This window comes from Chryseobacterium sp. C-71 (assembly GCF_020911865.1).
Taxonomy (GTDB): domain Bacteria; phylum Bacteroidota; class Bacteroidia; order Flavobacteriales; family Weeksellaceae; genus Chryseobacterium.
Window position 1 is genome coordinate 1,811,422 of record NZ_CP087131.1, and the last position, 14,280, is coordinate 1,825,701.

Genomic DNA, 14,280 nt, shown 5'->3' on the forward strand with positions numbered 1-14,280 from the left:
AATCTTAATTGAATTAATCCGGACAAGTCTGTGTACTGAAACAGCTCCAGATTGTACCATTGTAGATTTTCAAACACTTTGCTACGGTATCGTAAACCATCATTCCCTCTACATAATTCGCAGCAGGAATGGAAGCCAATGGTGGCGTGGTTGGTGTAGCTGTGTTAGAATCTTCATCTACAAATGCCATACGGTTGAGAACAAAACCTTTGGTTTTAGATTCTAAAACCGTCCATGCACTCTGTCTCACAATCGGCCAATCTGAAGTACCAGAATTTGCCCTGTTAAGCGCAGTGATTCCGTGTTTTACAGGGTTCGGATTTCCCGCAACCACTACTTCAGGTTTATAACAATAACATCCTGAACTTATCAATGCGTTTTGCGAATCTCCGATTCCCTGACCAACATCTCCTCCGATATCGGCCGCTCCTCCGGAATTCACTTGGGTAGGAACACCATTAGCGTTCACGCATGTTCCGGAAGTACACAAATTCTGATTGGATGCTGATGAACCTGTTCCCACACTAAGACCCGATGCTGCATTAACCAACATATTCACAGTAACATTCTCATCTCCTTCCATCGCATCTAAACAACCGTCGTTATCGGAATCAAGATCTAAATAATTAGGAATACTATCATTGTCTGTATCACAAGATTTCTTTGCAAATAGCGAATACGCAACAGCATCACCAGATCCTACGCCAGTACTTGTCATAGTAATTGAAGAAACTAATTGGTTTCCTATACCTTTCAATAAAATTCTATGATCATTACTAGAATTTGAAAGGCTTATTGAACCTGTTGCAGCGTTATAAACAAGATAAGGACTAGCCCCCCCAATATTCATAGATGCAAAAGAAGTAGAAGGCGCACCATTAATTAAAAAAGTATATTGCGCCGTAGGGCTTCCTGCAGCAATTGACGGGTCTAAATCTTCTATATAAAATGCTATTTCTGAGGCTTTAACAGGTGTTGAAAATGAAAACGAAAAACTCACATTATCAGATTTCGATACTCTTTGCTGACCTCCATTTTGATTAATGTAATAATTAACTTGAGAATCACTTAAACTTTGAACATTTGTTTGAGGAGAAGTTCCTGTAAAAATAGCTGTTAGATTAGATACAGTATCCCCATTCCAAGTTCCAGTAGAATTTTGAGCCCTAAATCCGATACATTCTTCTGAAGTGTCCAAAATTCCATCATTGTCATCATCCAAATCCCGCCAATTAGGAACACCATCATCATCAGAATCTAGACAGTCGTTTTTCGATGCATCTTGAGATTGGCCAACAGACTGACCCGCACCTACTGCTGTAGGAACACCTGTACTTATATCCACCGCAGTTCCAAAGTTGATATTGGGAGTTTGGGAAGCAATTGGTCCTGATGCAATTGTTGTAGGGTTGAAATTCCCTGCACCTTCTATGGCATCCGGACAGCCATCACCGTCTGAATCTAAATCTAAATGATTAGGGATACCATCGTTATCTGTATCACAAGTCAGTGGCTGTAGATCTAAAAATACAATCTCATTCAGAGAAGCTCGAGGTGGCGTTACGGTACTGTAACCCTGGCTGGAAACAATAGTGAACCGAACACTTGTCACATTTGTATATTCTTTTGTAAAACTAAACATAGGAGTTCCTGTATATTGATCCGGAGCTGCAAAATTCTCAGTTCCCAAAAGCGTATTACTCGCATTATACAATTCAATTGTAAAATTCCCAATCCATTCATTGAATCCCCACGGACCATATAGTTTAATATGATCAATTGTAGAGGAAGATTGCATATTCATACTGAAAGATATGGGAAGGTTTGCCACATTGGTATACCAATTAGGAAAAGGACCTGCACCTGATAGCCCAGCACCCTCTCCATCAGCTATCTGCTGAGCATTACCAACAGTTATAGGTTTATTTGCTGTTACCGAAGATGTAGTAACTGGTCGCACTAAATAAGTTGGAGTACATTCTACCGTATCTAAAATCCCATCATTATCATCATCTAAATCTTGCCAATCAGGAAGATTATCGCCATCAGAATCCAGACAGTCGTTTTTCGATGCATCCTGAGATTGCCCAACAGGCTGACCCGCTCCTACTGCAGTTGGCACACCTGTAGTTGCACTCACCGCAGTTCCAAAGTTGATATTGGGAGTTTGGGAAGCAATTGTTCCTGATGCAGTTGCTGTAGGGTTGAAATTTCCCGCACCTTCTCTGGCATCCGGACAGCCATCACCGTCTGAATCTAAGTCTAAATTATTGGGAATTCCGTCACTATCAGTATCAGTACCACAGCTGAACCCAACCGATGGTGCTTCCGAAATATCGCCCCAACTATATCCAGAAGTCAGGGTAGATATTGTCCCTAAATTAGCTGCATTATTTGGATCTATTCGTATTAAATTCCCATTGTTGCTCCCTATCAAATCTCCATTAGCACCAAAAAACAATTGCGTTCCTGATGCTGATCCTGTTGTTCCAACAGAAATCCAAGCTGATGAAGGAGTAGTTATGCTTAAGTTTAAACTGCTTAAGTCAAGTTTGTACAGAGCACCTGTACTGGCTATAAGATAAACCATCCCTGAAGAATTGATCGCAATATCTCCTAAATCTATTCCAGAAATAGGGTCAACAACTTTGGTAAGGGTACTCGCATTTCCGCTTGCATTAAACGTTACTCGCCATAATCCCTGACTTGTTGTTCCTGTGTCATCGTAAATAAAATAATCATTGTTATACATTGCGGCCCCTCCTGAAGCATCACCCAAACTTGATAAAAATCCTGAACCTACATTTACAACGGTATTGGTTGAAAACTGATAGGCAAAAAGACTTCCTTGCCCTATATTATTTGCAAATAACACTCTGTTTCTCGAAGCATCTGTTGTCATGTGATTGGCATCATTACCAGGGATAATATTTGTTGCTATAGTCGTAGGAGTATAAGTATTGCCTGTTAAACCTATCAAATTAGCCTGAGTAGCAGATATCGTTCTGATCCCAAATCCGGAATAGTTGTAAATTGCACCCCCACCACATTCAGCAGTATCTAAAATACCATCGTTGTCATCGTCATCATCTATATAATCAGGAATACCATCCCCATCACTATCAACAGCTTCCTGTAATACCAAATCATCCATTGCAAAATCATTTCCTGTGGTAGATTTTGTGGTATTTTCCCAAGTCATATCTATTGATGTAACTGACGAAGGAACAGTAAATTCATACTGAACATTTTTCCACGCATTCACATCTGCAACAACCATTCCCGAGGTATAAAATGATGTCGTATTGCCTTGTGGTGAAACCTTAAATGTGGTGTTTGCTCTATTTGTTGCCGTAGCAGGAACAGCTCCTAATGTTGCAAAACGGTAATTTATTCTATATGTTTTCCCAGGCACTACAGTCATCGTTTTTTTGAAAAACACATTTTCTGAAGCTGGTATAGCGACCCCACCTTGTGTCCAAAACATAAGAAACCTACCACCTGATGCATCAGATGGCACCTGCGTAGTTCCTGCTACAATACCGTTAGCTGGTGTAGCCTCAAAAGTTCCGTTAATCTGACTATTTTGTGGTGGGTTGACGCTATTATTCCAATATCCTGTAACACCGTTATTGTAAGACGAACTGTAAGGGAGTCCGTTGAAATTCTCAGTCCAGACTGTCGTCCAATTCTGAGCTTTAAAAAAGTTAATTCCAAATGCACACAAAATCATTGCAGGCACAAGGACATACTTGAATATATTTTTTTTCATTTTAATTTTTTTTTATATAAGAATTCAACATTTCAGGCCTTTACAAGAGAAATTATAAATAAATAATCCTCTTTTTAATTACCTGATTAGAAAAATTATATAAAAAATGGCGGAGGCCTTACAGAAAAGACTTCAGAAAAACAGAAATCTAAAGGTGTGTTATTGTAATAAGTATATTCTTTAGGATATAAAAAATCTAAAGCCAGTTTAATTATATACTGATTTTCTGCACTATAAATTTTAGATAATTTATGCTGTTGGTAGCTCGGAACAACATAGTCTGTGTTGACGTGAGTAGATGAAATGAATTCTTCAGAAGACGGAAAAGTTTTTATTTTCTCTGATTCGAATTTTCCTTTTTGAAATTCATAATCAGATACCTGCTTTTCAAGCTTTTTTAGCTCTTCTTTTTTCTTGTTGTTTTCAGCAATTTTTACCTGAGTTTTGAGATCTTTTTTTTCGGATTCAATACTTTTTTCTGAAGCAGCTACCAATATTACTTCATCACCATTCTCACTTTCATAGAAAACTTCTGTGTTTTTTAAAGAAATTTTGTCTGAATTTATTTGCCTATTAAAGTTAGCATCTGTAGAATAAATCGCAGCTCCGTTTTTAAGAATAATTGCCGATTGAGCAGTATTCCCAATGCCTACTTGTGCATTTAATAAACTATTAAAAGAAAAAAATAATAAAAACAATAAACCACAAAAACATCCAAAACACTTGTTAAGGTTTGGATATTTTTTAGCACAGCTAAAGTTTGTTAGTTTCTTTTTCAATTATATCATTTGTTTGGGCAAAGATAATCATTATATTTTACTAATCAATTGCCTCTTGCTAATTATCTCAAAATCACTATTTAACATAATATTAAATATCACCAAATAGTGAATATAAAAAGTTTGCTAAAAAAAATGCTGTCCCATTTCTGAAACAGCATTTATTAAATGTACTTGTAAAAAAATTATTGTATCGGTTCAAGAACTTTTATGGTGACGGAAGTACCTGCCATTTCCGGGCTCAATGTAACTGTATTTACTGCAGTTCCTATTCCCAGAGTAATATTTGTAGGAATATTTCTCTCTGCACATGCAAACTGGAAAGTATGAGATTGCACAGAAAGATTAGGTATTGAAGCATTAAGATTTAAAGTACGATATGAACCTGATGCTCCTGTAACGATGCCTGTTCTCACAAACTTCAATGCACCATCAATATAAATACCACAACCATAACTTGCCAGCAAGCTCCCGGTTGCAGCGGAATTTATTTGAGCTAATGTCTGTACTGAGATATTAACAATATTTCCAAGTTTATTTACTTTAAAAGTCTGATTAAGTTCAGGAAAGTCTTTCCAATGTGAAGGCTTTGCTGTATCTTTTGAATAACCCACTGATAAATTTGTAGCATTATCTGTTCCAACGAAAGTTATTCCCTGAGTAGCCGATTTGATATATGCAGCCGATAAAACCAGACCATCTAAATAACCACTAGGTAAGTCGAAGTTTTTCCATTGAGGATTTGCTAATCCGTTGGCAGAAATCATACTTCCAGCTGTACCAGAACTACCTTCAGAAGTATCAGTGCCTCCCAAATTTATTTCATTATTTACATTTGTAGTACCGTTGACATCTAGTGTCGCTTGCGGACTCGTAGTGGCTACCCCTACTTTCCCGTTTTGAGAAAAAAAGTTCAGAGGAAGCATCAGGATGAAAATTTTAAATATATTATATTTCATTAGTCATTATTTATGGATTATAAACAGGTACAATGTTGGTTGCCGATGGTTTTTCGTACGTTTCTACCATCAATGAAGACTGTGTCATAAAATTGTTTAAGTTGCTGGCGACCATTCTTCCTATACCTATATTACCGGTGAAAGAATCTACGCTTGCTCTTCTTTTGCAAGCGACCTTGGCACTGTGCGGACCTACAGTGAGAGTCTTTGCCACAGCAATTAAATTGTAAGTATAAAAAGTATATTGTGATGAAGTAGGCTGGTTCAAAGTATAAACTCTTACGCCTTTTAATAAATCATCCACAAAAATTCCGCAAGAAAAATCTACCCCCGCATTTGTTGCCGTAGATTGAAGATGAGCAATAGTTTCAAAACTCAGTACAGCAATATTATCAACATTATCAATCTGAAAGTTTTTTGTAAGTGCCGAAATTACTGTGCCGCCATAACTTGCCAATGTTTGATTTTCAGTATTAAGGTCATAACCAGAATTTGTATTTCCTATAATAACACCAACTTCTGTATCTGAGGCAGAATTATTAAATATTGTATAAAGAAAAGGATCAAAATTTGGTCTTCTGATAACCTTCCAAACTGGTGGTTTCGCAGCTCCTTGAGAAACAAGCACTGTACCTATATCACCCAATAAACCTGGAGCTGTATTATTTCCTCCTAAATAAATTCTATTTCTAACGCCAATATTCCCCTGAACATCTAGAATTGCATTTGGTGTCTCTGTGTTTACACCTAATTGAGCTTCAACAGTGATAACACTCAATGCGAAAATAAGCAGCCCTATTATTTTTTTTGTAATCATAATTTTTAATAAATAATTTTAACCAATTCACTAATATCAAATTTCAGAATTGATCTTAGCATAAAATTGTCCGCGATTTGATTTGTAGCAGAGATACTTCTTCCTATTGAAAGATTATACCCCGCAGTACTGGAAGTAATTCTTCTACAAGCAACCTTTGCAGTATGAACACCTGGAGTAATATTATTGACAACATAATTTAAAGTATAAATAGATTGATTTCTCTGGCCTTTCAATCGTATTCCGTTTATTTGGTCTGCTCTTAATGCGGCAAGCTTGTCATCTAAAAATATACCGCATGCAAAACGTACAAAACGATCAGAATTGTCTCCTACATCTGACATCTCAACACCAGTTTGAAAATACAAATTGATCCTGTTTGTAGGATCGCTCACCTTTAAGCTCGTGGTTAAACCATCAATTACAGACCAAGCAGTGGTAAGGTTTTCTCCAATGGCATTTTTAGGAACTCCATCCCCTATACTTGTTGATCCGAAGTTGATGCCTGTATCATCTGTTATCGCATTAGATCCTGTAATTCTATATTCTCCTTGTTCATAAAAAGAGAGTTTTGAAGTTTTCCATTGTGGTGTTGCATTATCTCCCTGCGAGACTAAAAGCTGATTATCAGTTCCGGGATTTCCTGCTACACTTTTTGTGCCGCCTACTTTAAGCTCGTTTCTAAGATTGATATCTCCATTTACATCGAGTGTAGATTTTGGCGTAGTAGTATTAATACCTACTTGTGCGCTTATGCTCATGCTAATAAATAACAAGGGCAGTAGCTTGATTATATTCTTCATATATTAGTTAAAAAAAGTAAATAATAGCTTGTTGTGCATTTTGAATTATTGGCTTTCGAAAATTAGCGAAACAGTTTTGTTAGCTTAATATCTACACTTTTTCACAATTTTTCTGTATAGCCTAGCGCTTTTTATCACCAGAAAAAACAATGTCTTTACAATAAATTCTGTTTATAAGATAAAGAATGGCATTTCATTTACTAAAGAAATACAAAAGCCTTATTATCGATCACTTGAAAGTGTCTACAAAATACACAACGGGTTAAATAATAAATACTTCACTTGCTCTAAAAGAAAGTGCTCAAGTATTTTTTGAACAATAAGTTACATTAAGAATAAAAAGGAGGTGGTCTTACAGAGAAGATATTAGAGAAACAATCATCAAAAGATTTATTGTTATAATAAAAGAATTTTTTGGTGTGCAGAAAACCCAACGCTTTCTTTATAAAAAAAGATTCTGAAAAACATACTTGTTTACAAACATCCTGATTAGAAGGTTTGGGACCAATATAATCTTTAGCATTAAACTTAGAACCTGAAAATTTATCTGAAGATTGTGGTGGGTAAAATTCTTTGTTTAAAGAAGATTTATTTTTGCTTTCGAATTTTTCAATTTCTTGTTTTACCTTCTTAAGAGTGATTTGCTTCACCTTTTCTTGTGTCAATCTGATCTCTTCCGTAAGATCATATTGTACAGCTCGTTTATTTTTAATCGAGGGATTTTGTGCAATTGAATGTGATTTTCCCAAACCTTCTTCTGATAAGGCTACTTCTTTATATATAAGTTTTTTGTTGAAACTTTCATCCTTAGAAAATAAAACTACATTTCGGTCTACAAAAATGAATGCTGTATCTGTATGCTCTTCTTTTGAAGGCTCTTGCGCTTTAAAAAACTGAAGTTGAAATAGGAAAATAATGAAACCAAAAAAACGCAGCAAAAATCTAAATTTTTCGCTACCAAAGTTCTTAGAACTTTTACATTTATGTAAATCACCACTATTCAAAACCACTACTGATTTGCAAAAATAGAAAAACTATGTGATTTAGTTTAAAATCAGTATGTTAAGAAATTCTAAAAATGATATATATCAACAATTGTAAATTTAACATAAAAATTTATGCTTTAAAATTTATTAATTGAAGAGTAAAAGAAGAGGTAAAAATTTAACCTTTTTGCTATTTTCTTATGTTTAAAATAATCCAATAAGACGGTTAGAAGTTAACCATCAATACAGCTCTGTTTGTATCACTAACAGAATTTTCTTACTCATATTTATTTTGCATCATCAAAATTTGGTTAATAGCTATTGCGAATTCCGGAAATAGTACAAAAAAAAAGCGATAAACTTAGTTTATCGCTTCCTTATATTTAAAAATTGAAAATTATTTCAATTCTACTTCAGCACCAGCTTCTTCAAGTTGCTTCTTAAGAGCTTCAGCTTCGTCTTTAGAGATACCAGTTTTGATTGCAGCAGGAGCTCCATCTACGATATCTTTAGCTTCTTTAAGACCAGCACCAGTTAAATCTTTTACCAATTTAACGATAGCCAATTTAGAAGCACCAGCAGACTTAAGAATTACGTCGAATTCTGTTTTTTCTTCTACTGCTTCACCACCACCTGCAGCAACTACTACAGCAGCAGCAGCTGGCTCGATTCCGTACTCATCCTTAAGGATAGTAGCTAATTCATTTACGTCTTTTACTGTTAAGTTTACTAGCGTTTCAGCTAAATTTTTTAAATCTGACATTGTTGTAATGTTTTTGTTGATTATTTATTTAATTTTTTTGAGAGTAATTATTCAGCAGCTGGAGTTTCCTCAGTGCTTTCTGCAGCAGGAGCTTCTGGAGCCGCCTCAGCAGGAGTTTCTTCTACTGCAGGAGCAGCTTCTTCAGCTGTAGCTTCTGTAGTTTCAGATTTGTTTTGAAGAGCAGAAACAACTCTTTGAATTGGAGACTGAAGTAATCCGATGATTTCACCGATCATTTCTTCTCTAGACTTAATGCTTACTAATGCATCAAGATTGTTGTCACCAACATAGAAAGTTTCTTGTACAAAAGCTGACTTCAATGCCGGCTTCTCTTCTTTTTTTCTAAAGTCTTTGATTAATTTTGCTGGTGCGTTAGCCGTTTCAGCAATCATTAATGCAGAGTTACCTTTGAAAGTTTCGAACATTTCAGAGTAATCTACTCCTTCAATCTGCTCCATTGCTTTTTGCAAAAGTGTGTTTTTCACAACTTTTACTTTGATATTTTGCTTGAAAGCCTGTCTTCTGAAGTCAGAAGATTTAGCAGCGTTCAAACCGTCTAGATCTGCTACATAAACTACTTTAGCATCCTGAAGCAAATCTTTGATCTCTTGTATTGCTACAACTTTTTGGTCTTTTGTCATTGTCTTAAGGATTATAATTAGTTAACAGATTTACTATCAATTGCAATACCTGGGCTCATTGTAGAAGACAAATAAATGCTCTTCACATAAGTACCTTTAGCAGCAGTTGGTTTCATTTTGATCAAAGTAGAGATTAATTCCTGAGCATTCTCCTTGATTTTAGCCGCATCGAAAGATACTTTACCAATACCAGCGTGGATAATACCGTATTTATCAACTTTGAAATCAATTTTACCAGCTTTTACTTCAGTTACTGCTTTACCAATTTCCATAGTTACAGTACCTGATTTTGGGTTAGGCATCAAACCTCTTGGTCCTAAAACTCTACCCAATGGTCCTAATTTACCCATAACAGCCGGCATAGTAACGATAACGTCAACATCCGTCCAACCATCTTTTATTTTTTGTAAATATTCGTCAAGACCTACATAATCAGCACCAGCTGCTTTAGCTTCAGCTTCTTTATCTGGAGTTACTAAAGCCAAAACTTTAACATCTTTACCAGTACCGTGAGGAAGAGATACTACACCTCTTACCATTTGGTTAGCTTTTCTAGGGTCTACACCCAATCTTACAGCGATATCTACAGAAGCATCAAACTTTGCAGTGTTTACTTCTTTTACAAGAGCAGCACCTTCTTCCAGGTTATAAATTCTTCCTTTTTCTACTTTGCTTAAAGCTTCCTTTTGCTTTTTAGTCAATTTTGCCATTTCTCTTAGTTTTAAGCGTTAGTTGGTTTAGTTCCTGTTACTCTTAATCCCATAGATCTAGCAGTACCTGCAACCATAGAAAGAGCTGAGTCCAAAGTAAAACAGTTAAGATCTGTCATTTTATCTTCAGCGATTTTTTGAACTTGCGCCCAAGATACAGCACCTACTTTGTTTCTGTTTGGTTCACCGGATCCTCCTTTGATTTTAGCTGCATCCATTAACTGAATTGCTGCAGGTGGAGTTTTAATAACGAATTCAAAAGATTTGTCTTCGTACACTGTAATAACTACAGGTAAAACTTGACCTGGCTTATCCTGAGTTCTTCCGTTAAATTGTTTACAAAACTCCATGATGTTCACACCTGCAGAACCTAATGCCGGACCTACTGGTGGAGATGGGTTTGCTGCTCCTCCTTTCACTTGGAGCTTAACCATTTTAAAGACTTTTTTAGCCATTGTTTGTTTTTTAAAAATTGAATAATTAATGAGTTTGGAAGCATTTATTATTCAGCAGGTTACCGCACTCACATAAAGTAAACCTACTTTTCGGACTGCAAAATTATGAAATATTTTTTAATTAGCAAAAGTAATTGATTGATTTTTAGAAAGAATATGAAATTAAGGCAAAATTTTGGGTCCTAGAATTTCCATCCAAAGAATATATCCTAAAACTCCACCCACTAAACCGGATAAAACAAAAGTAAATCTTTGACTAAGTGGAATAAATTTAAAAATTACGATTGAAACAATGACCAAACCACCAAAACCTGTTAGAAAATCTAAAGTATATACTGGCAATCCTAATTTTAGAGAAACACGGCTTTCGTCACCATTCTGCATAATACGCCCTTTAAAAATATAAACAAATATTTCCATAGAAGCAATTGCTGTCTGTCTAAGCCAAAATATTGTCATGAAAATTATTGTCCAATGTTTTGTACTTAATTTTGTTTTTTTTTGTATTTCACTTTTAAATTCATATAAAAACAGAAAACCCAAAGTACCTGTCAACATTGTCTGAATAGGACCACCTAAAGAAATTAATATACTTTCCCATTTAAATAGAAGGCGATAATTCTCATTTTTTTTGTTCTCATATAGGAATAATGTATTTCTCCATCCATCCCTAAAATTTCAACTACCACATAATGACCAAACTCATGAGACAATGTACCCACCACAGTCATCAAAATAAATGTGATCGTTAGTTTAATTAGCAGTTTTTCATCAACCTTAAACTCAATCAAATCCTTCAAAAAATTATTAATACTTTCTTTCATGAAATTAGTTTTAACTGATCAATAATATTTTGAAGCTGGAAAAACTTCATGATGACAATGCTTATGAAAAATAGTAAAATAAAAATAAGATCTCTTCTTACCAATAATTTGTATTTTGAAAAAAAATATCCCGAATTAATAGCTCCACAAACATATAAGATCACAAGAGTTTTATAATATTTCTCAACACTAAGTCCTACCATGTCTTTATACCCTTCAAAGCGAAACGGGAAAAAGTCGTTCAGAATATTGTAGAACAAAATCGTGAAAAAATAGAGACAATATAATCTGAGAATAAAATTTAATTTACCACTTAAGTACGTATTTAGAAAGTGCAGTATTATTAGAATAGCAACGATGCAAATGGGATACGTAACCACATAATAAATGCCAATTGCCCCAACTAAAAATGGAGCAATTGACGAAAATATATTTTCTATTATTACACTGATAAAAAGTATAAGCAAAAATGTTTTAATATAATACCTCATTAATTTCAGAAATCGTTTTATTATGTAAAAAACCGACATCTTTCTTTACATTATCAAATATAATATTAAGATTTGCATTATTGCTATTTTTTTGTCGTAAAGATTCTATCAAAGAAAAAACTTCTTCTTTCATATCATTATCAATACCTATTTCAGTACTTTTCATACCCTTATAATTATTATAAAAATTAAATATTTTAGGCATTAAAACAGCAATTTTTATTGCATCCGAATAATCCATATTGCAACCATGAAAACTGGTGTTATAGTAGTATTCTATATACTTAAGTCCAAAAAAAACTATCCTGCATAATTCCATCTCTCATTTCATAAGCTAATTGTGAATTAAAATTAGAAGTATAAGACCTTCCTTCTTCCATCACTTTCGATCTTGCTTGAAGTAGTGGACAAGGACCTTCTGGATTCATAGGAGGATTCTCTCCAGGTCCTTCACCAGGAAATGGCGGCTCTGCAATATCTTGGATAGAAATAGTTAATTTTGGAGGAAATGTACCACAACATCTATTCCCATAATTATTATATAGCTTACCTAAAGCTTCTTTTGTATCTTGATTAGGAGTTGATTCTAGCGAAACAAGTTCACCAATAGCCATTGCTCTCTTTCGAGTAAATCTTTTGACCCAACAAAATCACTATTTGGATTAGCTTCATTTGCCAATGGTTTGGTATCATAAACAGTAGTATTCAAAATTGTATAAGCAGAAAGGTTATTATATTTCTTATATATATTTGAATAAAATACCGCAAAATTAACTTCTTCATAACCACCTCCATTACTTAAAGCTGTTAAATAAGGTAAGTTTTCAAATATATCATTTTCATTTTTCGAATAAAATGAATGTTCAAGCTTTTCACCACGATAATGAAAAACTGATACAGCTTTTAGATTATCCAAATTAACTTCACCTCCCGTTTCGTTACCTACAGTATATATTATTAATCCTCTTAGATTATCAAAATCATTAACATTAATTTTATCGTAGACTGTTGAAATTTGAGAATTACTTAAACCTAATTCTCCACCCGGAGTAAAGAATCCTCCAGTTGAGCTCATTCTTGCCGATGACATAGTTTGAGAATTTTCCTGAGCGACATTAGAAACTTCTTGATCATCATGATTTTAAACAAGAGATAATATCTAAAAGCATAAATGCTAAAAAGGCAGTAAGAATAACTTTTTTCTTTTTCATAAAATATGTTTAATTGTTAGATCACAAACATATAACAAAAAATAAAAAAGACAAGCACACTCATGATTAAAAACATGATTATCAGTAAGTTAAAAATAAAAATTATAATAAAAAAAAGAGATTATGGAGAATTTACAAACTAATAAAACAAAATAAATTTGTAAAATCAATTTTAAAAATCACTTCACTTCATATACTTTTTAAAATCATTACTATCCTTTGAGGGATGTGAAAAATAATAAAGCAAAAAAACCGCTCATTTCTGAGCGGTTTTTTTTATATCTGAAAAGTATTATACTTTTTCTACCTGCGAAAAGCTTAGTTCCATTGGAGTTTTTCTTCCGAAGATCAAAACAGAAACTTCTACCTTCTTCTTGTCTTCCAAGATTTTCTCTACTGTACCGTTGAAACCATTGAATGGTCCATCGATTACTTTTACGTTTTCACCAACGATGAATGGAATTTCTGCATCTGAAGCAAATTCTGAAAGCTCATCCATTCTTCCAAGCATTCTGTTGACCTCAGATTTTCTCATCGGAACAGGATCTCCACCTTTGGTTAAACTCAAGAAAGAAATCACCCCAGGAATGTTTTTGATCACGTGAGGAATTTCTCCCATCAACTCAGCTTCTACCATCAGATAACCAGGATAGTATGGTCTTTCTTTTGGCACTTTCTTCCCATTTCTAAGCTGAATAACCTTTTCCATAGGAATCACTACCTGAGTAACATACTGCTCAAACCCTAAACGTTTGATTTCTGTCTCAATATAGTTTTTCACTTTATTTTCCTGTCCGCTGATTGCTTTCAGCACATACCATTTCAATTCGCTCATTATGGGAAAATACTTTATTAGTTGAAGGTATTGATTAGTATTCCGATGATGTTGCTGATTGATTTTGAAAACAATTCATCAACGCCAAAGGTAAACAATGCCAAAATAACAGTTGCTACAGTAACAACAATAGTTGAAGACTGTAAGTCAGACCACTTTGGCCACTCTACTTTGTGTCTAAATTCGTGATAAGAACCTTTTAAAAATTCTACTAAGCTCATTATTTTCTTTTTG

17 protein-coding genes are annotated in these 14,280 nt (G+C 34.4%); all 17 read right to left on the reverse strand.

Going from position 1 to position 14,280, the window contains the following annotated elements; translation table 11 throughout:
• Positions 1-13 precede the first annotated feature (13 nt).
• Complete coding sequence (locus tag LNP04_RS08225) at positions 14-3,772, reverse strand: hypothetical protein (RefSeq protein ID WP_229986030.1); 3,759 nt, start codon at positions 3,770-3,772, stop codon at positions 14-16.
• A gap of 95 nt (positions 3,773-3,867) precedes the next feature.
• On the reverse strand, positions 3,868-4,551 hold the full coding sequence (locus LNP04_RS08230; protein WP_229986031.1) for a hypothetical protein: 684 nt from the start codon (positions 4,549-4,551) through the stop codon (positions 3,868-3,870).
• 185 nt (positions 4,552-4,736) lie between these two features.
• Entirely contained in the window at positions 4,737-5,510 is a 774-nt protein-coding gene (locus LNP04_RS08235) for a hypothetical protein (protein WP_229986032.1), read from the reverse strand.
• A gap of 10 nt (positions 5,511-5,520) precedes the next feature.
• Positions 5,521-6,327: a hypothetical protein gene (locus LNP04_RS08240; RefSeq protein ID WP_229986033.1), complete on the reverse strand. Its 807-nt coding sequence runs from the start codon at positions 6,325-6,327 to the stop codon at positions 5,521-5,523.
• A gap of 5 nt (positions 6,328-6,332) precedes the next feature.
• On the reverse strand, positions 6,333-7,088 hold the full coding sequence (locus tag LNP04_RS08245; RefSeq protein ID WP_229986034.1) for a hypothetical protein: 756 nt from the start codon (positions 7,086-7,088) through the stop codon (positions 6,333-6,335).
• Between the two features lie 371 nt (positions 7,089-7,459).
• Positions 7,460-8,068 carry a hypothetical protein gene (locus LNP04_RS08250; protein ID WP_229986035.1) on the reverse strand — a complete coding sequence of 203 codons (609 nt, stop codon included), beginning with the start codon at positions 8,066-8,068 and terminating at the stop codon, positions 7,460-7,462.
• Positions 8,069-8,513: 445 nt separating this feature from the next.
• Positions 8,514-8,879 carry a 50S ribosomal protein L7/L12 gene (rplL, locus tag LNP04_RS08255; protein ID WP_229986036.1) on the reverse strand — a complete coding sequence of 122 codons (366 nt, stop codon included), beginning with the start codon at positions 8,877-8,879 and terminating at the stop codon, positions 8,514-8,516.
• Positions 8,880-8,926: 47 nt separating this feature from the next.
• On the reverse strand, positions 8,927-9,520 hold the full coding sequence (gene rplJ, locus LNP04_RS08260) for a 50S ribosomal protein L10 (RefSeq protein WP_229986037.1): 594 nt from the start codon (positions 9,518-9,520) through the stop codon (positions 8,927-8,929).
• Between the two features lie 17 nt (positions 9,521-9,537).
• A complete protein-coding gene (gene rplA, locus LNP04_RS08265; RefSeq protein WP_047444874.1) occupies positions 9,538-10,230 on the reverse strand; it encodes a 50S ribosomal protein L1 in 693 nt (230 codons plus the stop codon).
• A gap of 11 nt (positions 10,231-10,241) precedes the next feature.
• Entirely contained in the window at positions 10,242-10,685 is a 444-nt protein-coding gene (gene rplK / locus LNP04_RS08270; RefSeq protein ID WP_047444876.1) for a 50S ribosomal protein L11, read from the reverse strand.
• A gap of 162 nt (positions 10,686-10,847) precedes the next feature.
• On the reverse strand, positions 10,848-11,144 hold the full coding sequence (locus tag LNP04_RS08275) for a hypothetical protein (RefSeq protein ID WP_229986038.1): 297 nt from the start codon (positions 11,142-11,144) through the stop codon (positions 10,848-10,850).
• 125 nt (positions 11,145-11,269) lie between these two features.
• A complete protein-coding gene (locus LNP04_RS08280; protein WP_229986039.1) occupies positions 11,270-11,509 on the reverse strand; it encodes a hypothetical protein in 240 nt (79 codons plus the stop codon).
• A 474-nt stretch (positions 11,510-11,983) separates the two neighbouring features.
• On the reverse strand, positions 11,984-12,241 hold the full coding sequence (locus LNP04_RS08285) for a hypothetical protein (protein WP_229986040.1): 258 nt from the start codon (positions 12,239-12,241) through the stop codon (positions 11,984-11,986).
• A gap of 43 nt (positions 12,242-12,284) precedes the next feature.
• Positions 12,285-12,614, reverse strand: a complete 330-nt coding sequence (locus tag LNP04_RS08290) for a hypothetical protein (protein ID WP_229986041.1) — start codon at positions 12,612-12,614, stop codon at positions 12,285-12,287.
• Positions 12,587-13,090, reverse strand: a complete 504-nt coding sequence (locus tag LNP04_RS08295; RefSeq protein ID WP_229986042.1) for a hypothetical protein — start codon at positions 13,088-13,090, stop codon at positions 12,587-12,589. The genes LNP04_RS08290 and LNP04_RS08295 overlap by 28 nt, the downstream gene beginning before the upstream one ends.
• Positions 13,091-13,503: 413 nt before the next feature.
• Positions 13,504-14,046 carry a transcription termination/antitermination protein NusG gene (gene nusG / locus LNP04_RS08300; protein WP_129535972.1) on the reverse strand — a complete coding sequence of 181 codons (543 nt, stop codon included), beginning with the start codon at positions 14,044-14,046 and terminating at the stop codon, positions 13,504-13,506.
• A 17-nt stretch (positions 14,047-14,063) separates the two neighbouring features.
• Positions 14,064-14,267 (reverse strand): preprotein translocase subunit SecE, encoded by a 204-nt coding sequence (gene secE, locus LNP04_RS08305; RefSeq protein ID WP_052187936.1) that lies wholly within the window; start codon positions 14,265-14,267, stop codon positions 14,064-14,066.
• Positions 14,268-14,280 lie beyond the last annotated feature (13 nt).